Below are 23,212 nucleotides of genomic sequence, written 5' to 3'. Positions count from 1 at the left end.
TCGCTGACCGGCAACGCGGCAGCTGTCATAACGGGCATACTACAAACTACCGTATTAATTCACAGACGGACCACTAGGATGTTCCGGGCGTGCCGCGCGGGTACTTCGTCGTCGCCACCAAGCCGTAAGCGGCAAACGTCGTCGAGCGTGAACTTGTTGCTGAAAATACGCCGGATCTTCGACAACAAGTTCACTTTCGAAGCATGGGACGTCAGCCGGCGGCCACCGGCGGACGTCGATCCGCCGCGGTCTTGGGTGGCGTCTGCGCGTCGTTGTCGGTGAACTCCTTGGTCCAGCAGGCGAATTCCAGCGTGATTCCGTCGGGATCGAGGAAGTAGAACGACCGCACATACACCCCGGGATGCACGGTCGCCGAGGCCTGCATCGGGCTGTCGTCGTGGTTGAGCACCGGGCCGACGCGAACACCCTTGGCCTTGAGCTTTTCCCGGTACTCGTCGAACTTCTCCGCAGGTACGTGCAGCGCGATGTGGTTGAGCGAGCCGGTGGCGCTGACGAATTCGCCGATACCCGGGATCGCCGCCGGCGCCGAGATGCCCGGCACCCCGTCGGGGGCATCGCGGAACCAGAAGAACGCGATGCAATCGCCGTTGCCTGCATCGAAGAAGAAGTGCTGGCCCATGTCCCCGGGCAGGTCCAGCGATTTGATCAGCGGCATGCCGAGGACGTTGGTGTAGAAGTCCACCGTGCGGGCCATGTCGGCGCAGACCAACGCCACATGGTTGATGCCGCCGAACTCGAACTCCGGGTTGGGATTGTCAGGCTTGATCACGTCGATACACCTCCGGGCGAACGCGCCGAGGACTGGCGCGGCTGCGAATCTGAATCTAACATCAGATTCAGATGTGATCAATGGAGTGAGGAAACACGTGACCGTCAGCCCTCGTACCCCCCTGCCGACCGCGCGCGGCCGCCAAACCCAGGCGGCGATCGACAACGCAGCCCGCACGGTGGTCGCCCGCAAGGGCATCCTGGCCACGACGATCTCCGACATCGCCTCCGAGGCGGGCCGCTCCGCCGCGTCGTTCTACAACTACTACGCCTCGAAAGAGGCCATGGTCCGCGAATGGGCCCTGCGGTTCCGCAACGAGGCCCGCGAACGCGCACTGCCCGCCACCGCACCGAATCTGTCCAACTGGGAACGCAGCTACCAGGCCGCCTCCGCACACTGGATGACCTACCGGCACCGCCTGGCCGAAATCATCAGCGTGTCCCAGATGGCGATGGTCGACGACGACTTCGCCGAATACTGGGACGAGATCTGCCAACTGCCGATCGCGATGATCACCGGGATGGTCAAACACGCTCAGCAGCAAGGGTTTTGCCCCGATGATGACGCCCACCTGACCGCGGTGGCACTGGTGTCGATGCTCAACCAGTTCTGCTACACCCAACTGTCCGGCGGTCGTGACGCCGTCGCCGACGACGCGGCCTGCATCACCACCCTGGCCAATGTGTTCTACCGGACCATCTACCACGAGGAGAGACCCCACACATGAACCAGCCGGAGGTGGTCCGCGAGTTCATCGGCCTGGAATCGCCGACCGCTCAACGCGCCGGCGCCGGCGGGTACCCGTGCCAGGGCCTCTATTACCGGAACGCAGCGCACAAACCCACAGTGGCCGTCATCGCCACGCACTACCAGATCGACTTCTCGGAGCACTACATCGCGGACTACCTGGCCGCCAGGGGCATCGGCTTCCTCGGCTGGAACACCCGATTCCGCGGCTTCGAGAGCAGCTTCCTGCTCGACCACGCACTCGTCGACATCGGTGTGGGTGTGCGCTGGCTCCGCGAACAGCAGGGTGTCGAAACCGTTGTCCTGCTGGGTAACTCCGGTGGCGGCTCACTCATGGCCGCCTACCAGGCCCAATCCAAGGACCACCACATCACGCCGCTGGACGGCATGCGGCCGGCCGCGGGACTGACCGATCTGCCACGAGCCGACGGGTATGTGGCCAGCGCGGCCCACCCCGGGCGCCCGGATGTGCTGACCGCGTGGATGGACGCCTCGGTGATCGACGAGAACGACGCCATCGCCAGTGATCCCGAACTCGACCTGTTCGACGAGCGCAACGGTCCGCCCTTCTCGGCCGACTTCGTCACCCGCTACCGCGCAGCCCAGGTGGCACGCAACGACAAGATCACCGACTGGGCCACCGACGAGCTCAAAAAGGTACGGGCTGCCGGATATTCGGACCGCCCGTTCACCGTCATGCGCACCTGGGCCGACCCCAGGATGGTGGATCCAGCGATCGAGCCCACCAACCGGCAGGCCAACCTCTGTTATGCCGGAACCCCCGTCAAGGCGAACCGCTCGACCCGCGGCATCGCCGCGGCCACCACCCTGCGCAACTGGATCGGCATGTGGAGCCTGCGGCACGCGCAGACACGCGCCGAACCGCATCTGGCCCGGATCACCTGTCCGGCGCTGGTGATCAATGCCGACCAAGACACCGGCGTGTATCCGTCGGACGCCAAACGCATCTACGACGCACTCGCGAGCACGGACAAGGAACAGTGCTCGATCGACACCGATCATTACTTCACCACCCCGGGCGCCCGCGATGAACAGGCCGATACCATCGCCGCATGGATCACGAAGCGGTGGCGGTGAACCCGGGACCGATCAGGGTCCTGGCACATTTCACCCCGGGCGACAAAGTGTTGGATCTCCTTGCGCCCCATCAGGACTGGCTGGACGTCCGATTCTGCGACGAGGACGACGACGCTACGTTCTACCGCGAGCTGCCCACCGCCGAGGTGCTCTGGCACGTCCTGCGTCCGGTCTCCGGCGACGATCTGCAGCGCGGGCTGCGACTGCGACTGGTGCACAAACTGGGCGCCGGCGTGAACACCATCGACGTGGATACCGCCGACCGGCTCGGCATCCTGGTGGCCAACATGCCCGGCGCCAACGCGCCCTCGGTGGCCGAGGGCACCGTGCTGCTCATGCTGGCCGCGCTGCGCCGGCTACCCGAGCTCGACCGCGCCACCCGCACCGGGGCGGGGTGGCCGTCGGATCACACTCTGGGTGAGACCGTCCGCGACATCAGTGGCTGCACGGTCGGCCTGCTCGGCTACGGCAACGTCGCCAAGCGCGTCGAGAAGATCGTCGTCGCCATGGGCGCCGACCCGGCCCAGGTGATCCACACCAGTACTCGCGACACCGGTCATCCGCAGTGGCGCAGCCTGCCGGATCTGCTGGCCGCCAGCGACATCATCTCGCTGCATCTGCCGTTGACCGACGCGACCCGTGGATTGCTCGACCGTGAGGCCTTGGCGACGATGAAGCCCGGTGCCGTCGTGGTCAACACCGCGCGAGGGCCGATCATCGACGAGCCCGCCCTCGTCGAGGCACTGCGCACCGGCGCGTTGGCGGCAGCCGGGCTGGATGTGTTCGCCGAGGAGCCGGTGCCGCCCGGCAATCCCCTACTTGAGCTGCCCAACGTAGTGCTGACCCCACACGTCACCTGGCACACGGTCGACACCATGCGGCGTTATCTGACCATGGCGATCGACAACTGCCGTCGGATCCGTGACGGGGAGCCGCTCGCACACGTAGTGAACGGGACGAGTTAGGCCGCCGCAGTGGCGCTCGTCACGTCGGAGTACCCTCGGCCCAACCGACCGGTTATTGGAGAAATGCCCCCTGATGGAGGTACCACATGCCCCTTGCGATCACGTCTGAGCACAGCGATCTGGCCGATTCGGTTCGCTCGCTGGTAGCCCGGGTAGCACCGTCAGAGGTGCTGCACGAAGCGATCGACGCGGATTGGCAACACCCCATCCCCAACCCTCCGCCGTATTGGAAAGCCGCGGCCGATCAGGGTCTGCAGGGTGTGCACCTGTCGGAAGCCGTTGGCGGGCAAGGCTTCGGCATTCTCGAACTGGCCATCACGCTGGCCGAGTTCGGCTACGGCGCGGTGCCGGGGCCGTTCGTGCCCTCGGCGATCGCCGGCGCCTTGATCTCCGCCAACAACCCCGAGGCGAAGATCCTCACCGGCCTGGCTTCCGGTGACACCATCGCCGCCTACGCCATCGACTCCGGCCTGACCGCGACGCGCCACGGCGAGAGTCTGGTGATCCGCGGAGAGGCACGGGCGGTGCCGGCCGCGGCACAAGCCTCGGTGCTGGTGCTCCCGGTCGCGATCGACTCCGGGGTGGAGTGGGTGGTGCTGGACGCCGCTCAACTCGAGATCGAGCCGGTGCGCAGTGTCGATCCGCTGCGTCCGCTGGCGCATGTGCGGGCCAACGCCGTCGAGGTCAGCTCCGACGAAGAGGCCGAGCGCGTGCTGGCCAACCTGGACACCGCGCGGGCTCGGGCATTGATCTCGACGCTGTTGTCCGCCGAGGCCATCGGCGTCGCACGCTGGGCCACCGACACCGCGACCGGTTACGCCAAGATCCGTGAGCAGTTCGGCAGGCCGATCGGCCAGTTCCAGGCGATCAAGCACAAATGTGCCGGCATGATCGCCGAGACCGAACGGGCCACCGCGGCAGTCTGGGATGCGGCCCGCGCGCTCGACGAAGTGCAGGAAAACGGCTCGGCAGAAACCCATTTCGAGTTCGCCGCGGCAGTGGCCGCCACCCTGGCACCCGCCGCCGCGCAACACACCACCCAGGACTGCATCCAGGTGCACGGCGGCATCGGATTCACCTGGGAACACGACACCAACGTGTACTACCGGCGCGCGCTCGTGCTGGCCGCGTGCTTCGGGCGCGCCGCGGACTACCCGCAACTGGTGGTCGACACCGCGACCGCCACCGGTATGCGTCCGGTCGACATCGACCTGGATCCCGACACCGAAAAGCTGCGTGACGAGATCCGCGCGGAAGTCGCTGCGCTCAAAGCGATTCCGAGCGGATCCGAGCGCAATACCGCGATCGCCGAGGGCGGCTGGGTGCAACCCCACCTGCCCAAGCCGTGGGGCCGGGCATCGGAACCGATCGAGCAGATCATCATCGCCCAGGAGTTCAGCACCGGCCGGGTCAAGCGCCCGCAGATGGGCATCGCCTCCTGGATCATCCCGTCGATCGTGGCGTTCGGCACCGACGAGCAGAAGCAGCGGTTCCTGCCGCCGACGTTCCGCGGCGAGATGATCTGGTGTCAGCTGTTTTCCGAGCCGGGCGCCGGTTCGGACCTGGCCAGCCTGACCACCAAGGCCACCAAGGTCGACGGCGGCTGGCGGATCACCGGGCAGAAGATCTGGACGACGGGAGCCCAGTTCTCGCAATGGGGCGCCCTGCTGGCCCGCACCGACCCGAGCGCTCCGAAACATCAGGGCATCACCTACTTCCTGCTCGACATGAACAGCGAGGGTGTCGAGGTCAAGCCGCTGCGCGAGCTCACCGGCAACGCCATGTTCAACACGGTGTTCATCGACGATGTGTTCGTGCCCGACGACATGGTGCTCGGCGAGGTCAACCGCGGCTGGGAGGTCAGCCGCAACACGTTGACCAACGAGCGGGTGTCGATCGGTAGCAGTGAGCCGCCGTTCTTGGCCAATCTCGATCAGTTCGTGGCGTTCCTCGGTGCGGGGCAGTTCGACCAGATCGACCAGAACCGGGCGGGCCAGCTGATCGCCGAAGGGCATGCCGCCAAGGTGCTCAACCTGCGCTCCACCCTGCTGACGCTGGCCGGCGGTGACGCGATGCCCGCCGCGGCGATCTCGAAGCTGCTGTCGATGAAGACCGGCCAGGGTTACGCGGAGTTCGCGGTGGCCTCCTTCGGCACCGACGGCGCCATCGGCGATCCCGACCAGGAGTACGGCCGCTGGGCCGAGTACCTGTTGGCCAGCCGGGCGACCACGATCTACGGCGGTACCACCGAGGTGCAGCTCAACATCATCGCCGAACGCCTGCTCGGCCTGCCCCGCGACCCGTAACCGTCTTCCCGCGAAAAGACATAAACCCGTACCAAAATGCCGGTTTTGGTACGGGTTTACGTCTGCTCGCCGAGGGTGCCAGGCGTACCGTCGAAATAGACGGCTACCAGAAACGGTTGACACTCAATGATGAGCACGTCACGACACCGCATTCTGCGCTCGGTAGCAGTGGGCGCAGCGGCGGTCGCGGTCGTCGTCACCCCAACCGCTGTGTGGGGGCAAGGGTCACCGGGGTCTACCGAAATTCAGGCCGAGCCATGTGTGAACGGCGTCATTCCGTGGAACCCCTACGTGGTGAACTGCAACCTGCAACCCAGGCCGCCGCGGGTCCGCGGGTCGGCACCCGATGCCGGCGCCATCATCGCGTGCCGCGACCGGCCGGGTTGCCTGGCCTGGTATATCAACGGGCCGCCGTGACGATGTGAGTTGACTTGATGAGCAGCGACAGGAACGACGTCGAAAAGCGTTGGCACGACCCGCAGATGTTTCGCTCTGCGGTGGGTTATGTGGTCGCCGTCGTCGCCGTAGCGGGCGTGGCTCTGGGTTTCTATGCCTTTGACCGCTCCACACTCTCGGCAACGCTCGTGCCGACGATCCTGTTCGTCGGCGGCGTCGGCGCCTTCTTCCGCACGTACCAGGTGTGGAAAGCCGAGGGCACGTGGCCGATCTGGCAGGCAGCAGGCTGGTTCCTGCTGGCCTTGTCGCTGGTGTGCCTGGCCGTACCGGGCTCAGCGCTGCTCGATTAGCGCCGACGCTACGGCAGGATCGAGTCGACGTAACCGCCGTCGACCCGCAACGCCCCGCCCGTGGTGGCCGAGGCCAGCGGAGAGGCCAGGTAGGTCACCATGTTCGCGATCTCCTCCGGCTCGATCAGCCGCTGGATCAGAGACTGCGGGCGATGCTTGATCATGAACTCGCGCTGCGCCTGCTCCCACGGCAGAGACTTGTCGACGAGCTGATAGACGAAGTCCTCGACCCCGGCAGTGTGGGTCGGCCCGGCGATCACCGAGTTCACGGTCACGCCGCTGCCCGCAGCCTCTTTGGCGAAACCGCGTGACACCGCGAGCAGCGCGGTCTTGGACACCCCGTAGTGGATCATCTCGGCCGGTGTCACGATCGCCGAGTCACTGGCGATCTGAATGGCGCGGCCCCAGCCCCGCGACGTCATCCCGGGCAGGTAGCTGCGGATAAGCCGCACTGCGGCAAGGACATTCACGTCGAAGTAGGTGCGCCACTGGTCGTCGGTGATCTCCAGCGGCGGCACGGCACCGAAGATGCCGAGATTGTTCACCAGGATGTCGACGTCGGGCAGCTGACGCAGCAGCTCAGCTGTCCCCTCCTCGGTCGAGACGTCGGCAGCCACACCGAGAACGTCGAACTCGGCCAGCTTGGAGACGGCTTCGTCGACGCGCGCCGCCGTGCGGCCGTTGACGGCCACCCGGGCACCGGCGCGGGCCAGTTGTTCGGCGATGGCCAGCCCGATGCCCTGGGTCGAGCCGGTGACGAGCGCGGTCTTTCCGGTCAGTTCGATGTTCACAAGGCTGTACTACCACCGACGCGGGCAACCTATTCCCACCTATTCCCACCTATTCCAGGTCGCGCAATTCGCGCTTGAGGATCTTGCCGGTCGGGTTCCGCGGCAACTCGTCGAGGAAGACCACCTCACGCGGAACCTTGTAGCGGGCCAGGTGCTCTTTGACGTAGGCCTTGATCGCGTCTTCGTCGATGCTGGCGCCCTCGACCTTCACCACGAAGGCCTTCAGTCGGGCACCCCATTCCTTGTCATCGACACCGAGCGCGGTGGCCTCGACGACCTCGGGGTGTCCGCTGATCAAATCCTCGACCTCGGCGGGGAACACGTTCTCGCCGCCGGAGACGATCATCTCGTCGTCGCGGCCGCTGACGTACAGCAGTCCGTGTTCGTCGAAATAGCCGACGTCACCTGACGACATCATGCCGTCGATGATCTGCTTGTGCCCACCGCCGGTATATCCCTTGAACGGGAAGGTGTTTCGCACGAAAATACGGCCCACTTCACCCTGCGGAAGCTCTTTGCCGTTGTCGTCGAAGATCTTGACGGTTATGCCCTTGACCACCGGGCCGACCGTGGACGGGTTGATCGACAGATCCTGGGGCCGCGCGATGCTCGCAAATGCGATCTCGGTCGATCCGTACAGGTTGTAGATCACCGGCCCGAGGTCCTTGAGCGCGCGCGAGGCCAACTCCGCCCCGAGCTGGGATCCGGAGACGAACACGATCCGCAGCGAGGACAGGTTGGGCTTGGGCTTCATCTGCTCGAGGTGGTCGAGCATGCGCGAGAGCATCACCGGCACCACGACCATGCCGGTGACGCCGTGTTTCTCCACATCCTCGAACACCGTGGCCGGCTTGAACCGGCGGCGGAGCACCAGCGTGGTGCCCAGCATCATCGCGATGGTGGCGTGTAAGAACCCGAGCGCGTGGAACATCGGCGCCGGCAGCGCGGTCACCTCGCCGGCCTTGAACGGGACATGCGAGAGCACTCCGCCCACCGGGGCCAACGATGGCGGTGCGGCGCGGTTGGCGCCCTTGGGTGTTCCGGTGGTGCCACTCGTCAGAATGATGATCGACGGATGCTGGGAGGCCTTCGGGGCGGGCCGGCCGTTGCCGCGGGCGATGACCTCGGCCAGGGTTTCGTCCGTGCTGCCGGACGGCTGCTCGGAGTCGGGGTTGACGCCCAGCGCCCGCAGCTTGCCCAGTTCCGGTTCGGCCTGTGCGACGGCACCGGTGTACTCGTCGTCGTAGATGATCACCTTCGCGCCTTCGCGCGCGGACACCTCTTTGATCTGCGGCCCGGAGAACTCGGTGTTGAGCAAGATGATCCGGGCGCCCACCCGCGCGGCCCCGTACAGCGACACCAGGAACCACCGGTGGTTGCGGGCCAGGATCGCCACCCCGTCGCCGCCGCGCACGCCCATGGTGAGCAGCTCGTGGGCCACCGCATGGGCGGCCGCATCGAGCTCACCGAACGTGAACTCGCCTTCGTCGTCGATGACGGCGACACGCTCGGGGTGACGACGCGCATTCAGGGCCGGGATCATCCCGATTTCGCCCCAGGTCCGGATGTCGGCCAGCATGGCGACCATGTGCTGCGGCGGCTCCAGCCGGAGTGCGCCGGCCTCGAACATCTTGCGCGCGTAGTGCAATTCGGCCGCGCCGCGCTCCAGATACTCCTTGGCCTTGGCCGTGAGGTTCGCCGGCAGGTCAGACAAACTAGGCATCTGGCCACAATATGTGACGGCTATCGCGTCGGGGGCGTTAACTAGCATGTGGTCATGGCCGGTGCAGTGTCGCTGGAGATCGACGGCCTCGAGGTGGCTGTGAGCCACCCCGACAAGGTCGTTTTTCCCGACGTGCACGTCACCAAGCTCGACCTGATCAACTACTACCGGTCCGTGGCCGACGGCGCGCTACGCGGGGTGTACGGCCGTCCGATGATCCTCAAACGGTTCGTCAAGGGCATCACCACCGAGGCCATCTTCCAGAAGCGGGCACCAGAGAAGCGGCCGGACTATGTCGACGTGGCCGAGCTCAAGTACCGGTCCGGCACCTCGGCCAAGGAGGCCGTGCTGCGCGATGCCGCCGGGCTGGCCTGGGCGGTGAACCTGGGTTGCGTCGACCTCAACCCGCATCCCGTGCGGGCCGAAGACCTCGACCATCCCGACGAGTTACGGGTCGACCTCGACCCGATGCCCGGCGTCGACTGGTCGCAGATCGTCGCCGTCGCCCACGTTGCGCGCGAGGTACTCGAGGACCACGGCCTGACCGCCTGGCCCAAGACGTCGGGATCGCGCGGCTTTCACATCTACGCCCGCATCCACCCGCGCTGGCCGTTCACCAAGGTGCGGTTGGCCGCCGAGACGGTGGCCCGGGCGGTGGAGCTGCGGGCACCGGACATCGCGACCGCGCGGTGGTGGAAGGAAGAACGGGGCGAACGGGTCTTCGTCGATTTCAACCAGAACGCCAAGGACCGCACGGTGGCGTCGGCCTATTCCGTACGGGCCACCCCCGACGCCCGGGTGTCCACCCCGCTGCGTTGGGACGAGGTCGACGGCTGCCGCCCCGAGGCGTTCACCGTCGCCACCGTGCCCGACCGGTTCGCCGAGATCGGTGACCCGTGGGAAGGCATGGACACCACGGTCGGCGCTTTGGACGGGTTGCTCGCGCTCGCAGCCGAACTCGGCCCGGCCGAGAAGGCACCCAAGGGTGCTTCCCGCGACGGTCGACGACAGTCGAGCATGCCGCTGATCGAGATCGCCAAGACCAAGACGAAGGACGAGGCGCTCGGCGCACTCGACGTCTGGCGTGAGCGTCATCCGGCGGCAGCCGCACGGCTGGAGCCCGTCGACGTCCTCCTCGACGGCATGCGTGGTCCGAGCTCGATCTGGTACCGGGTCCGGATCAACCTGCAGCACGTGCCCGAGGCCGAGCGTCCCCCGCAGGAAGAACTCCTCGCCGACTACAACCCGTGGGAGCACTACCGCGGCGCCCAGTGGAAGCGAGGTTGAGACATGCGAATCGCCCTCTTCGCGACCTGCCTGGCGGATGCGCTGTTCCCCTCGGCCGCCATCGCCACGGTGCAACTACTCGAACGCCTCGGCCACGAGGTGGTCTTTCCCGATGGTCAAACCTGTTGCGGCCAAATGCATGTCAACACCGGCTATCTGGCCGAAGCCACCGCGCTGGTGCGCAACCACGTCGAGGCCTTTGAATCCGCGAACTGCGACGCCGTGGTGGCGCCATCGGGATCGTGTGTGGGCTCGGTGCGTCACCAACACGCGATGGTGGCCCGGCGCGCGGGTGACGAAGGACTCGCCATCCGCGCCGAACAACTGGCCGCCAAGACCTTCGAGTTGTCCGAGTTACTGGTCGACGTCCTCGGTGTCGACGACGTCGGCGCCTACTACCCGCACCGGGTCACCTATCACCCGACGTGCCACTCGCTGCGCATGCTCAGGGTGGGTGACAAGCCGCTGCGGCTGCTGCGCCATGTGCGGGGCTTGACGCTGGTGGAGTTGCCGCACGCCGACTCCTGTTGCGGCTTCGGCGGAACCTTCGCGATCAAGAACTCCGATACGTCCACGGCGATGCTGGCCGACAAGATGGCCCACATCCTGGAGACCGATGCCGAGGTGTGCAGCGCCGGGGACTCGTCGTGCCTGATGCACATCGGCGGCGGGCTGAGCCGGTTGCGCTCCGGGGTGCGCACGGTGCACCTGGCCGAGATCCTGGCGGCCGGCCCATGACGTTTCTCGGCACCCCCGGCGTCGGAAACCTGCGCGGCGAGGAATCATTCCCGGTCGCCGCCCGGGCCGCCCTGGCCAATTCCCAGCTGCGCCGCAACATCGGCCATGCCACCCACACGATTCGGGGCAAGCGGCTGGCCGCGATCGCCGAATGTGACGACTGGGAGCAGCTGCGCGCCGCGGGCAGCGCGCTCAAGCAGGACGTCATGGCGCGGCTTCCCGAGTTGCTCGAGCAGTTCGAGGACAACGTCACCAAGCGTGGCGGTGTGGTGCACTGGGCCCGCGACGGCGAGGAGGCCAACCGCATCGTCGCCGATCTGATCCGCGCCACCGGATCCGATGAGGTGGTCAAGGTCAAGTCGATGGCCACCCAGGAGATCGGCCTCAACGAATACCTCCAGGCCCAGGGCATCGCCGCGTTCGAGACCGACCTGGCCGAGCTCATCGTGCAGCTCGGCCACGACAAGCCCAGTCACATCCTGGTGCCGGCCATCCACCGCAACCGCGCCGAGATCCGGGAGATCTTCACCCGCGAGATGCCCGAGGCGGGCGAGCTCACCGACGATCCCCGCGTGCTGGCCATGGCGGCCCGAGCCCACCTACGTCGCAAGTTCCTCACCGCCGACGTCGCGATCAGCGGGGCCAATTTCGGCATTGCCGAGACCGGGACGCTGGCGGTGGTGGAGTCCGAAGGCAACGGCCGGATGTGTCTGACGCTGCCGCAGACGCTGATCACGGTGATGGGCATCGAGAAGATCGTGCCGACCTTCACCGATCTCGAGGTGTTCATGCAGCTGCTGCCGCGCTCCTCCACGGCCGAACGGATGAACCCCTACACCTCGATGTGGACCGGTGTGCACCCCGGCGACGGGCCGCAGGAGTTCCATCTGGTCCTGTTGGACAACGGCCGCACGCAGGTGCTGGCCGACGAGGTGGGGCGCCCGGCGCTGCACTGCATCCGGTGCAGCGCATGCCTGAATGTCTGCCCGGTCTACGAACGCACCGGCGGCCACGCCTACGGGTCGGTGTACCCGGGACCGATCGGGGCGATCCTGAGTCCTCAGCTCACCGGCACCACCGGTCACGATGATCCCAACGCCAGCCTGCCGTATGCCTCTTCGCTGTGCGGGGCGTGCTTCGAAGCCTGCCCGGTCCGCATCGACATCCCGTCGATCCTTGTCCATCTGCGAGCCGAGCAGGTGGACCAAGACAGAGGAGGGTTACCCGGCGGGCAAGACCTGGCCATGAAGGCCGCAGGGTGGGCGATGGCCGGTGCGGGCCGGTTTTCACTGGCCGAGAAGGCCCTGAGTGCCGGGCGGCTGATCGCCGGGCGCGACCACCGCATCACCGCGCTGCCCTGGCCTGCCTCCAAATGGACCGCCAGCCGCGACATTCCCCAACCGCCTGCGGAGACATTCCGACAATGGTGGAGCCGCACGCATCAGGAGGGGCAAGGATGACCGGCCCGACGCCTGAAGCCAAGGCTGCGGTGCTGGGACGGATCCGGGCCGCCCTGGCGTCCGCGCCACCGCAGCCGGTGCGGGTTCCACGTGACTACCACCGCGAGCCGCTGACCGGCCCGGGCAACATCGAACGGTTCGCTGAAGCAGTCGCCGAGTATCGGGCCCGGGTACACCGCATCGAGCCGGAGGCGATCGCGTCGACGGTCCGCGCACTGGTCGGCCCGGAAGCCACCGTGGTCATCCCCGCCGATCTGCCACCCGAGTGGGTCTCGGGACTGACGACGGTCCTCGACGAGCCGACGCTGGGCGTCGCCGACCTCGACCGCGCCGATGCAGTGCTGACCGGATGTGCGCTCGGCATCGCCGCGACCGGCACGATCGTGCTCGACGCCGGCCCCACCCAAGGACGGCGGGCACTGACCCTGGTGCCAGACCACCACCTCTGTGTGGTGCGGGCCGATCAGATCGTGGACACCGTGCCGCAGGCGTTCGCCGGGCTGGCGCCGACGCGGCCCCTGACCTTCATCTCCGGCCCCAGCGCCACCAGCGACATCGAACTGCAGCGGGTAGAAGGCGTCCACGGACCTCGAACCCTCGACGTCCTGATCGTGTGAACCTTACCGACGAGTAAGCCCGGAAGGGTTCTTAGCAAAGTATTAACGCTGCCCACCCAGCCGCCTTAGATTGCCCGCATAACTTTGGGGACAGGTTGACGCGACGGAGCTCAGCCAGAGCTCAGGAAAGAAGGCGGGAGGCTGATCATGACATTCACGAACAACACCCCGGCAATGGATCGACACTTTCGGTACGGAAACTCGGCAGTCATCTGCGAGGGCGCATCGATGCGCGCGGTATGCCGCCAGCTGGCGACAGTGGTGACCGTCAAGGGAGATATCGACAGCAACAACATCGACCAGATCGCGTCGTATGCAAATCGGTTCATCCTCGCGGAGAAGCCGTTGGCACTCGACCTGAGTGGCGTGAACAGCTTTGCCCCGCAGGCGATCTCGCTGTTCTACGACATCGATGAAAGGTGCGGCACGCTCGGCGTGGACTGGTCGGTGGTCGCCAGCCAGCCGGTCGTCACCGAGATTCGTCGCCAGCAGGTGGGCGTCCCGCTCAGCTCGTCGGTGCCAGAAGCCCTGCATCACTTCGCCGAAGGCAACACGGCACGCCGCCGGTTGCTCCCCCTGCTTATCAAGAGCGCCTGACAGAAAGGCCGATGCAATGTTGATCGATGTCCGCTGGTTGACCCGCCTGCTTCGCCATCGCCACCGGGCGGTGCACATGTAGCCCTTGCTACACCCGAATAAACGAGATGGCTGCCACACCTGGTGTGGCAGCCATCTCGTTCTTAATTTGGCAAATTTCCGGCAAGCCCCGTCAGGGGACCTTCTTGATGGCCGGTGGCTTCCACGTCCCGTCGATGATCGACGGCGCGGTTTCCCTCGGCCAGTACAGGCGCAGCATGAGGTTGAACTTGCCGGCCGGCGCGGGCAGCCAGTTGGCTTCCTTTTGTGGGCCGGGGTTGTCGTGCTGCAGGTAGAGATCGACGGAACCGTCCGGGTTGGTGACGAAGGCGTTCCGTTGGCTCAACGTGTAGCGGTCGAGCGGGTTATCGACGAAGAAGAAACCCTCGTCGTACATGGTCAGTGACCAGAACCCATCGACAGGCGGGAACTGGCCCTTGTCGAAGTGCACGGTGTACTTGTCGGCGCCGTCGTAGGCCTGCCCATCGGCGTCGGTCTCCGAGGTCGGGTAGACCGCATCCTGTGGCCGGTTGGCGCCAAGACCGACATAGGTGATGAGTGCGCGCTGCAGGTAGTCGGTGCCGTACTCACCGGTCTGTGTGGTGAACCGCCAGCCGTTGACGTCCTCCAACTCGTTGAAGCGGGACATGATCTTCGCGGCGCCGTCCTTGGGCACCGACTGCAGAGCCGCGGCGACATCGGAACCGAGCTTGTTCAGCTCGAACTTCTCCCCCGCGACGATGCCGAGTTTGGCCATCTTGTCCACGATGGGTTTGTCCGCCTCGGTGGGCGGGTTGTCCTTCATCAAGGTGGCCACCAGGTTGAAGTAGTCCTCGGTGCTGAGGTTGTTGACCTGATCGCGGACCGGGGTCTTCATGTCGATTGCCGGATCGACCTTGCCGGCCGGTGGCGTGTAGGGCTTGCCGTACGAGCTGAGCGGCACCAGCGAGATCTCGTCCTGCAGTTTGTGTACAGCGGCGTAGTCCTCGGGTGTGCCATCGCAGTAGATGCGTCCCAGCAACCACACCGTCGAGGTAGGCGACTTGTACTCCGTCACGCCCGGCGGCAGCGTGCCCTTCCAACCGGGCCCGGTGATGGCGTAGGTCTGCGGACCGGTGCCCGTAGTGCGCTTCCCGGGAACCTCGAACACGTTGGTGTAGGCATCGAGCATCGGGAACAGGTAGTAACGGTCGTGAGCGTCGGGCAGGCTCAACACCCACGGCTCGTTCTTGACGTCGATGAATCCGTTTGTGTACAGCGTGTCCGCGTTGGGCGCGGTGACGTCGCGGAACTGGGCGTTCGGATACTCGCGCATCCGCATCAGCTGTCCCATCGGCGCCCGCGGCGCCTCAACCTTGTCGACATTCGTCATCACCCGTCGCGTCATCTCGACAGTCGCCAGGGAGTAGCCGTAGACGTACGCGTCCAGCGCGATGGCCTTGGCCTCAGCCGGTGTCAGCTGCCCGGGTTCGGCTGGTTGTTCGGGGGTCGACGGCGAGCATGCCGAGGTGACCATCATCAGCATCGTGGTGCCGAGCGCGACCAGCCATCTGGTCGTGCGTCGATCCATTTTCACGAAAAGCCTTTCGTCTATGAGGTTTTGCCGATCAGGTGTATGCCACGTGGACGCGGTGGATCCGTCCCTCGAAGGGGAAGGGCGCGCGTTCGCGATAGTCGAGTGATACCGGCGAGCCGAGGCATGTACCGATGTCGAGGCAGTCGTTGGCGGTGAACAACAGCGGCGCACTGATCGGAACCTGCCCGCCTGCGATCGTCTCGCCGTTGCGGGCCACGGTGATGTCGAGCGGGCCGGCCGGGCGCGGATCCGCGTACTGGGTGGTCACCGTGAGCGTCGCTCGTCCTGGCGGCACCTTGGATTCGGACCGAATCTTGGTGCGCTGCAGGATGAAGAGGTTGTACTCGTAGCAGAGGTAGCCCTCGTCCAGGTAGAGGGTCAGTCCTCCGGCCGCTGCCCCGAGCGCGTACAGCACCCCGTTGGCGCTGGCGGGGACGTCGACGTCGATGGTGACGACGTTGTTCTTGTTGCCCAGGGCAGGCGCACAGAACTCCGGCATCCGGATGGTGTCGCCGGAGAACTCCCATTCCTTGTAGGGCGGGGCGATACGCAACTCGGGGTGATAGACCGGAACCCACAGGCCACCGCCGACGGGCAGCACGGCATTGCGTGCGGCTTCGACCATGAACATCTCGCGCATCTGAGCCAGCTTCTCGGGCTGTTCGGCAGCGAGATCGTGGGCCTGTGACCAGTCTTCGTCGAGGTGGTACAACTCCCATACGTCGTTGTCGGGTGTCCAGGTGGCGATGCCCGGCGGCTGGCCCGGCACCCAGGGGAGCCGGGGCCCGCGGGCCGAGGCCCACCAGCCGTCGTGGTAGATACCGCGGCTGCCCATGATCTCGAAGTACTGGGTCTTCTTGCCGCCGGGTGCGTCCCGATCTGCCAGTGTGCGGGCGAAACTCGCTCCGGCGATCGGCATCTGAGGTTCACCGTTGACCATCTGCGGGGGCACGATGCCGACGATGTCGTAGATGGTCGGCACGATGTCGTTGCAGTGCAGGAACACGTCACGGGGAGCGGCGTCCGGGGTGATCCGTGCCGGCCAGCGCACGGCCATGGGGTTGCGCGTGCCACCCAGATGGGAGGCGAGCAGCTTCATCCCCTTGTACGGAGTGCTACCGGCCCATGCCCAGGCCGCGTGGTACTGGTTGTCGACCAGCGGGGAGCCCAGCACGTCGAGGCCACCCAGCTCGTCGAGGGCATCGATGTGCTGGCGCACCGTGGTGGGAATACCGTTCTGCGCCAACAGTTCAGCGATCGTGCCGTTCTGGCCTTCACCCGATGAACCGTTGTCGCCCCAGATGTAGAGGAACAGCGTGTTCTCGGCGTAGCCGAGCGATTCGAGCTCGTCGGCGATACGGCCCACCTGGACGTCGACGTGCTCGCCGTAGCCGGCCGCGACCTCCATCAGCCGGCGCTGGAAGGGCTTCTCGTCCTCGGGGATGTCGTCCCACGCCGCGAGCTGCGGATCGCGTTCGGTCAGGGCACAGTCCTGCGGGATCCAGCCCTTGTCCTTGGCGCGCTCGAAGACGCGTTCCCGGTAGGCATCCCAGCCGTCGTCGAACTTGCCGGCATATTTGTCCGCCCATTCCTTCATGATGTGGTGCGGGCCGTGGATGGCGCCGCTGGCCCAGTACATGAAGAACGGCTTGTCGGCGTTGAACGCCTTGTGCCGGCGCAGCCATGAAATCGCGTCGTCGGCCAGGTCCTCGGAGAGGTGGTAGCCCTCTTCGGCGGTTTTCGGCGGGGCGACGACGGTGGTGTTGCGCACCAGGTTCGGTTCGTACTGCGAGGCCTCACCGGCCAGGAAGCCGTAGAAGTACTCGAAACCCAAACCGGTGGGCCAGTTCTCGAACGGTCCGGCCGCGGTGGTCTCTTCGGCGGGGGTGTTGTGCCACTTTCCGAAGGCCGATGTGGCGTAGCCGTACTGCTTGAGCACTTCGGCGACCGTCGCGGAGGACCGCGGGATCTTGCCTGCGTAGCCGTCCCAGTCGTTGGCCAGCTCGGCGATCTGGCCGTTGCCGATCTCGTGGTGGTTGCGGCCCGTCAGCAGCGAAGCGCGGGTCGGCGAGCACATCGCGGTGGTGTGAAAGCGGTTGTAGGACACGCCTTCAGCGCAGATCCGATCGAGCGTGGATGTGGTGACCTCGCCACCGAACGTCGAGGGCAGGCCCGGCCCCGCGTCGTCGATGAGGACGATGACGATGTTCGGCGAGTCATCGTGCAGCCGTTTCGGAACGGCGCGCGGCTGATACGTCGACTCCTGCAACGTGCGGCCCGCGATACTGCCCGACGGAACCGGCGGGAAGGGCAAAACCCCTCCGTCTGGTAGAGCCGCCGCCACCATGTGGTCACCCTGCACGTCAGACACCGCGCCCCTCTCCTCAACAGGACTCGGGCTGTGCAGCCGACCACTGGTGGGGCAAGCCGCGCAGCCGATTTACCCCGACCCGGGCATCTACTGTGCAGCAAACCCGCAGCAGTTGTCTTGACATTCCGAGACAAATCTTTGACATTGTGGGACATGGCCGTGATTCGAGGGACGGCACTCACCAATTTTCACCAACTGGTCACCGAACTCGGTGGGGATAGTCGCGCATTGGTCGATGCCGCCCACATTCCCTACGACGACGTCGGTCGTCACGATCGCTTCATCTCCCTGCCCAATGGGGCGAAGATGCTCGAACACACCGCCGCCGCACTCGGAACACCGGATTTCGGGCGGCGTTTGGCGCTGCAGCAGGGCATCGACATCCTCGGTCCGGTCGGGCTGGCAGGCCGCAACGCCGGTACCGTCGCCGAAGCCTTCGTGATCTTCGACAAGTTCATGGCGGCCTACAGCCCGTCGATCACCGCGCGGGTTACCGCCCACCTCGATCCCGAACTGAGCCGCTTCGAATTCGAGTACCTCCTGGACCCGTCACCACCGCAGGCCCAGGCCGTCGAGCTCTCCCTGGGAGTCACGCTGCAGGTGTTGCGACTGTTCCTCGGTACCGACTACCGGCCCGTAGCCGTGCACCTGCCACATCCCGCACTGACTCCGGCCGACGACTATCAGGCCTACTTCGGTTGTCCGCCCAGCTTTTTCGAACCGGTCGCAGGCTTCACGCTGCGCACCGCCGACCTGCAACGGCCGCTACCCATCGATCGACTCGCCCATCAGACCGCGGTCGATTACCTCGCCCAGGTCATCGGCGAATCCAACCCGGCGACCAGCCAACTGGTGCGCAGCCTGGTCCGCCAAATCCTGCCCACTGGACCTGTCGGGCTCAACGACGTGGCCCGCCACATCGGCCTGCACCCCAAGGCACTGCAACGTCGTCTGCTCGCGGAGAACGCGACGTTCGCCGATCTGGTCGATCAAACGCGCCGCGACGTCGCTCAACGTCTGCTGCTCGATACCGATCTCGGCCTTGACCAGGTCTGTCGCCAACTCGGTTACTCCGAGCAGAGCGTGCTCACCCGTTCCTGCAAACGCTGGTTCGGCTCGACTCCCACGGCATACCGCAAAGCCCGGACCGGTTCAGCACCACCGCCCTAAACCCCGGCGGGCCAAGCCAAGCCACGTACTTGCCGAGCGAACGATTCGTCGCGCCCGCCCCGTCGCGCCTGCTACAGTTCGGCCCGCCGGGCGATGCATTCGGCACCTGCCCGCCTCGGGAAGGAGTCCCGCTGTGTCCCGCACACCGTTCACCGCGCACCCCGGATTGGTCCCGGCATTGGCCGCCGGTGCCGTCGGAGTCGTTGTCGGTCTGTTCAGTCCCGCGACTGCGGCAGCCGAACCGCCGCCACGCCCACCCAATTGCACGGCAGCCGATCTCGCCGGCATCGCCTCCGGCGTCGCCGCCGCGACCTCCACATACTTGTGGACCCATCCGGACGTGAACGATTTCTACACAAATCTGCACGGACGCCCGCATGAAGAAGTGCCGGACGCCACCCGGGCCTTCTTCGATGCCAACCCCCAGGCCCACGCTGACCTGGTCGGTATCCGTCAACCGCTCACCGATTTCCGCAGCCGTTGCGGTATCAAGCCGCCTGACCAGCCATTAGGACCAGGACAATGACGCACACGCCTCGATCATCATGGCTGCGCGCGGCCACCGTCGCGCTCGCCTTCACCGCACTGCCCGGTGCCATCGTTCTCGCTCCCGCAGGCACTGCCGCCGCCGATGTGTGTGCGAGCGCCGGACGTCGGATCTCGGTGGGTGGCTGCGTCAACGTCGCCGACGCGGTCGCCCCGTATGTGCCGCCGCCGGCCTACTACGCACCGCTTCCGGAGGACGCGCCACCGCCGCCACCGCCTCCGCCGGGCTCGAACGTCAGCGGCTGCATCGGCTACAACGGCCGGTGGGTCCACGCGAGCGGATGTAACTAGTTCAGGCGACGTCGCTTTCTACCCAGGGGTCGCGATCTTCGCGATCCAACGACCCCTGGGTGGAAACGGCGACGTAAAGCGGCGCGGGTTCACGCGATCGCGCCGGATTCCTTGAGTTCTTCGATTCGATCCCAATCCATGCCGAGCTCCATCAGCACGATCTCGGTGTGCTCAGAGGCCTGGGGTGCCCTGGTGGTCTCGAGGGGCTCGTGGTTGAACTGCACGGGCCCGCGCACCACCTTGAACGGCTTGCCCCCATCGGCGGCTTCCACCTCGACGACCATGTCATTGGCGATCGCCTGATCGTCGGTGTTCAGATCGACCAAGCTCTGGAACGGCGCCCACTGGCCCTTCATCGTCTTGAGGTGTTGACGCCAGTACTCGAACGGCTTGCTGCCGATGGCCTTCGCGATCAGCTCGACACCCTCGGTGGCGTTCTCGATCAGCGGCAGTACATCGGAGAACCGCGGGTCATCGGCCAGCTCGGGCAGCCCGAGATGTTCGAAGGCATCGCGGATGTAGCCCGTCGGGCTGACGATGCACAGATTGATGGTGCCGCCGTCGGAGGTCCGGTAGTTGGCCATGAACGGGTTCACCGAAGTGGCGTCGTCGGGCATCAGCGAGCGCATGGTCTCACCGGTCTCCATACCCTGTGTGACGCTGGCGCCGGCCGCCCACCACGCCGTGCTGAGTAGCGACACGTCGATCTCGGCGGCTTCCCCGGTCCGTTCGCGGTGGAACAGCGCCGCGGAGATGCCGCCGGCGATGTTCATCCCGCCGATCGAATCACCGAAGGCCGGAATGCCTTGGGACAGAGCGCCGTTGATCGCCTCCGGGGTCAGCGCGTGCCCGACGCCGCTGCGGGTCCAGAAGGCGGTGCCGTCGAAGCCGCCGGTATCGCGCTCGGGCCCTTTGTCCCCGTAGGCGCTGCCGCGGGCGTAGATGATGTCCGGGTTCACCGCCCGGATGTGCTCGACGTCGAACTTGTTCTTCTGCCGTTGCGCAGGAAGGTAATTGGTCAGGAAGACGTCTGCCGTCTTCGCGATCTCGTAGAGGACCTCCTGACCACCGGGGGTCGAGACATCGATGCCGACACTGCGCTTGCCGCGATTGGGATGTTCGATCAGCGGATGGCGGTTGGGGTCGAGTTGGAACCCTCCCATGTTGATGAAGCCGCGCTGCGTGTCGCCGCGCACCGGGTGCTCGACCTTGATGACGTCGGCGCCCCAATCGGCGAGGATGGCCCCGGCCGCCGGGACGAACGTGAACTGCGCGACCTCGAGCACTCGCACGCCCTGCATGACCTTGATCAACGCGACTCCTAACCGTTGGACTTACGGTAAGTGTAGCGAGACCGGGCCCGGTACCTGTGCTTACCGGATCGCGCGCTGCCGGTCATGCGCGTGAACTGACCGAATGCCGGGTATCCGACCACGGTCATAGCCCGACGTTTGGAGGCGGCGATGACCGCTACCGGAGAAGTCAACGAACGACAGGCCAGGCAGGTCGCCGAGGCAGCGCGGGAAGCGCAGTGGCACCAGCCAAGCTTCGGCAAAGAACTGTTTCTGGGACGATTACGGCTGGACCTCGTGCACCCGCACCCGCGCGGTCCCACCGGAACCACCGAGCGGGGCGAGGCCTTTCTGGTCACGCTGCGGGAGTTCTGCGAGACGCAGATCGACGCCGCGGTCATCGAACGCGACGCACAGATCCCCGACGCGGTGATCCGGGGTCTGAAGGAGCTCGGCGCGTTCGGCATGAAGATCGGCACCGACTACGGCGGCCTGGGCCTGTCGCAGGTGTACTACAACAAGGCGCTCGCGCTCGTCGGCTCGGTCCACCCGGCATTGGGTGCGCTGCTGTCGGCGCATCAGTCGATCGGCGTCCCGCAGCCGGTATCGATGTTCGGGACAGATGAGCAGAAGCGGACCTGGCTGCCGCGGTGTACGCGGGAGATCAGCGCGTTCCTGCTCACCGAACCCGATGTGGGCAGTGATCCGGCGCGGCTGCACGCCACCGCCACCCCCGACGGGGAGGACTACCTGCTCAACGGCGTCAAACTGTGGACCACCAACGGCGTCATCGCCGACCTGCTGGTGGTGATGGCCCAGGTGCCGCGCTCCGAGGGGCACAAGGGCGGCATCACCGCCTTCGTCGTCGAAGCCGATACGCCCGGCATCGTCGTCACGAACCGCAACGCGTTCATGGGATTACGGGGGATCGAGAACGGCCTGACCAAGCTGACCGACGTCCGGGTGCCCGCCGCCAACCGCATCGGCCGCGAAGGCGAAGGCCTCAAGATCGCCCTGACCACGCTCAACGTGGGACGCCTCTCGCTGCCGGCGGTGTGTACCGGGACAGCGAAGTGGTGTCTGAAGATCGCCCGGGAATGGTCGAAGGAGCGCGTCCAATGGGGCCGGCCGGTCGGTGAGCACGACGCCGTGGCCGGCAAGGTGGCGTTCATCGCGGCCACTGCCTACGGAATGGAGTCGATGGTCGAGCTCGCCGGTGAGCTGGCCGATGCAGGCCGCACCGATATCCGGATCGAGGCCGCCCTGGCCAAGCTCTATGGCTCGGAGATGACCTGGTTGATCGCCGACGAGCTGGTGCAGATCCGTGGCGGCCGCGGTTTCGAGACCGCCGAGTCGCTGGCCGCCCGCGGGGAACGCGGTGTGCCCGTCGAGCAAATCCTGCGCGACATGCGCATCAACCGGATCTTCGAGGGGTCTACCGAGATCATGCATCTGATGCTGGCCCGCGAGGCGGTGGATGCCCACCTGTCGGTGGCCGGCGACATCATCGATCCCGATGCCGATCTCAAGCAGAAAGCGAAAGCGGCCGCGCAAGCCGGCAAGTTCTATGCCCGCTGGTTGCCCACCCTGGTCACCGGGAAAGGCCAGCTGCCAAAGACTTTCACCGAGTTCGGCCCGCTGGCCGAGCACCTGCGCTATGTGGAGCGGGCCAGCCGCAAGCTCGCCCGCAGCACGTTCTACGCGATGTCGCGATGGCAGGGCAAGTTGGAATACCGGCAGCGCTTCCTCGGCCGGATCGTCGACATCGGGGCCGAATTGTTCGCGATGACGGCGGCCTGCGTCCGGGCCGCAAGTGACGGGCCGGACTCCGCGGTCGAGCTGGCCGACGCCTTCTGCCGGCAATCGCGGGTGCGGACCGACCGGCTGTTCACCGAACTCTGGGACAACAGCGACGATGCCGACCGGACGTTGGCCCACCGCGTGCTCGACGGTCGGTACACGTGGTTGGAGGAGGGAATCATCGATCCGTCGATCGACGGACCATGGATCGCTCAGGACGGCGGCGATGTCACCGACGATGTGCACCGGGTCATCCGGTGAG

General features: G+C 66.1%; 21 protein-coding genes. 15 read left to right on the top strand and 6 right to left on the bottom strand.

Annotated features, from left to right (window positions below; genetic code table 11):
- Positions 1-211: 211 nt before the first annotated feature.
- Positions 212-790 carry a VOC family protein gene (locus A5699_RS05920; protein ID WP_067766787.1) on the bottom strand — a complete coding sequence of 193 codons (579 nt, stop codon included), beginning with the start codon at positions 788-790 and terminating at the stop codon, positions 212-214.
- 97 nt (positions 791-887) lie between these two features.
- On the opposite strand from A5699_RS05920, the gene A5699_RS05915 reads away from it, so the two are divergent.
- The 6 genes from A5699_RS05915 (at position 888) to A5699_RS05890 (ending at position 6,652) form a co-directional block, all read left to right on the top strand.
- Positions 888-1,517 carry a TetR/AcrR family transcriptional regulator gene (locus tag A5699_RS05915; protein ID WP_067766784.1) on the top strand — a complete coding sequence of 210 codons (630 nt, stop codon included), beginning with the start codon at positions 888-890 and terminating at the stop codon, positions 1,515-1,517.
- A complete protein-coding gene (locus A5699_RS05910; RefSeq protein WP_067766781.1) occupies positions 1,514-2,635 on the top strand; it encodes an alpha/beta hydrolase in 1,122 nt (373 codons plus the stop codon). Before A5699_RS05915 ends, A5699_RS05910 begins: the two co-directional genes overlap by 4 nt.
- On the top strand, positions 2,611-3,600 hold the full coding sequence (locus tag A5699_RS05905; RefSeq protein ID WP_197508203.1) for a 2-hydroxyacid dehydrogenase: 990 nt from the start codon (positions 2,611-2,613) through the stop codon (positions 3,598-3,600). Before A5699_RS05910 ends, A5699_RS05905 begins: the two co-directional genes overlap by 25 nt.
- 86 nt (positions 3,601-3,686) lie before the next feature.
- The gene (locus tag A5699_RS05900; RefSeq protein ID WP_067766778.1) at positions 3,687-5,906 is read left to right on the top strand and encodes an acyl-CoA dehydrogenase; all 2,220 of its coding nucleotides are present in this window, start codon (positions 3,687-3,689) and stop codon (positions 5,904-5,906) included.
- Positions 5,907-6,167: 261 nt separating this feature from the next.
- Positions 6,168-6,323, top strand: a complete 156-nt coding sequence (locus A5699_RS29815; protein WP_085980328.1) for a hypothetical protein — start codon at positions 6,168-6,170, stop codon at positions 6,321-6,323.
- A gap of 17 nt (positions 6,324-6,340) precedes the next feature.
- Positions 6,341-6,652 carry a hypothetical protein gene (locus A5699_RS05890; protein ID WP_067766775.1) on the top strand — a complete coding sequence of 104 codons (312 nt, stop codon included), beginning with the start codon at positions 6,341-6,343 and terminating at the stop codon, positions 6,650-6,652.
- Positions 6,653-6,660: 8 nt separating this feature from the next.
- Here A5699_RS05890 and A5699_RS05885 read toward each other — a convergent pair whose 3' ends face one another.
- Together A5699_RS05885 and fadD2 are read right to left on the bottom strand one after the other, a co-directional pair.
- Complete coding sequence (locus A5699_RS05885) at positions 6,661-7,443, bottom strand: SDR family NAD(P)-dependent oxidoreductase (protein ID WP_067766772.1); 783 nt, start codon at positions 7,441-7,443, stop codon at positions 6,661-6,663.
- A 49-nt stretch (positions 7,444-7,492) separates the two neighbouring features.
- Entirely contained in the window at positions 7,493-9,166 is a 1,674-nt protein-coding gene (gene fadD2, locus A5699_RS05880; RefSeq protein ID WP_067766770.1) for a long-chain-fatty-acid--CoA ligase FadD2, read from the bottom strand.
- Positions 9,167-9,220: 54 nt separating this feature from the next.
- Here fadD2 and ligD point away from each other — a divergent pair, with 54 nt between their 5' ends.
- The 5 genes from ligD (at position 9,221) to A5699_RS05855 (ending at position 13,865) form a co-directional block, all read left to right on the top strand.
- On the top strand, positions 9,221-10,453 hold the full coding sequence (gene ligD / locus A5699_RS05875; protein ID WP_067766797.1) for a non-homologous end-joining DNA ligase: 1,233 nt from the start codon (positions 9,221-9,223) through the stop codon (positions 10,451-10,453).
- 3 nt (positions 10,454-10,456) lie between these two features.
- Positions 10,457-11,191 carry a (Fe-S)-binding protein gene (locus A5699_RS05870; RefSeq protein ID WP_067766767.1) on the top strand — a complete coding sequence of 245 codons (735 nt, stop codon included), beginning with the start codon at positions 10,457-10,459 and terminating at the stop codon, positions 11,189-11,191.
- On the top strand, positions 11,188-12,651 hold the full coding sequence (locus tag A5699_RS05865; RefSeq protein WP_067766764.1) for a LutB/LldF family L-lactate oxidation iron-sulfur protein: 1,464 nt from the start codon (positions 11,188-11,190) through the stop codon (positions 12,649-12,651). Before A5699_RS05870 ends, A5699_RS05865 begins: the two co-directional genes overlap by 4 nt.
- Positions 12,648-13,268 carry a lactate utilization protein C gene (locus A5699_RS05860; protein WP_067766761.1) on the top strand — a complete coding sequence of 207 codons (621 nt, stop codon included), beginning with the start codon at positions 12,648-12,650 and terminating at the stop codon, positions 13,266-13,268. Before A5699_RS05865 ends, A5699_RS05860 begins: the two co-directional genes overlap by 4 nt.
- A gap of 147 nt (positions 13,269-13,415) precedes the next feature.
- Entirely contained in the window at positions 13,416-13,865 is a 450-nt protein-coding gene (locus A5699_RS05855; protein WP_019343492.1) for an STAS domain-containing protein, read from the top strand.
- A gap of 172 nt (positions 13,866-14,037) precedes the next feature.
- On the opposite strand, the gene A5699_RS05850 is transcribed toward A5699_RS05855, so the two are convergent.
- Positions 14,038-15,474, bottom strand: coding sequence for a DUF1254 domain-containing protein (locus A5699_RS05850; protein ID WP_067766758.1), 1,437 nt, complete (start codon positions 15,472-15,474; stop codon positions 14,038-14,040).
- Positions 15,475-15,511: 37 nt separating this feature from the next.
- On the bottom strand, positions 15,512-17,827 hold the full coding sequence (locus A5699_RS05845; protein WP_067766794.1) for an arylsulfatase: 2,316 nt from the start codon (positions 17,825-17,827) through the stop codon (positions 15,512-15,514).
- A gap of 177 nt (positions 17,828-18,004) precedes the next feature.
- Here A5699_RS05845 and A5699_RS05840 point away from each other — a divergent pair, with 177 nt between their 5' ends.
- The 3 genes from A5699_RS05840 to A5699_RS05830 all read left to right on the top strand — a co-directional run bounded on the left by A5699_RS05840 (position 18,005) and on the right by A5699_RS05830 (position 19,858).
- Entirely contained in the window at positions 18,005-19,021 is a 1,017-nt protein-coding gene (locus tag A5699_RS05840; protein ID WP_067766755.1) for an AraC family transcriptional regulator, read from the top strand.
- 133 nt (positions 19,022-19,154) lie between these two features.
- Positions 19,155-19,547, top strand: coding sequence for a heme-binding protein (locus A5699_RS05835; protein WP_036389598.1), 393 nt, complete (start codon positions 19,155-19,157; stop codon positions 19,545-19,547).
- Entirely contained in the window at positions 19,544-19,858 is a 315-nt protein-coding gene (locus A5699_RS05830; protein WP_047038514.1) for a hypothetical protein, read from the top strand. The genes A5699_RS05835 and A5699_RS05830 overlap by 4 nt, the downstream gene beginning before the upstream one ends.
- An 89-nt stretch (positions 19,859-19,947) precedes the next feature.
- On the opposite strand, the gene A5699_RS05825 is transcribed toward A5699_RS05830, so the two are convergent.
- Complete coding sequence (locus A5699_RS05825) at positions 19,948-21,159, bottom strand: CaiB/BaiF CoA-transferase family protein (RefSeq protein WP_065063273.1); 1,212 nt, start codon at positions 21,157-21,159, stop codon at positions 19,948-19,950.
- Positions 21,160-21,321: 162 nt separating this feature from the next.
- Here A5699_RS05825 and A5699_RS05820 point away from each other — a divergent pair, with 162 nt between their 5' ends.
- A complete protein-coding gene (locus A5699_RS05820) occupies positions 21,322-23,211 on the top strand; it encodes an acyl-CoA dehydrogenase family protein (protein WP_067766752.1) in 1,890 nt (629 codons plus the stop codon).
- The last annotated feature ends 1 nt before the right edge of the window (position 23,212 follow it).

Source organism: Mycobacterium sp. E802, assembly GCF_001666875.1.
Lineage (GTDB): Bacteria > Actinomycetota > Actinomycetes > Mycobacteriales > Mycobacteriaceae > Mycobacterium.
This window is presented reverse-complemented; position numbering and strand designations above follow the sequence as displayed.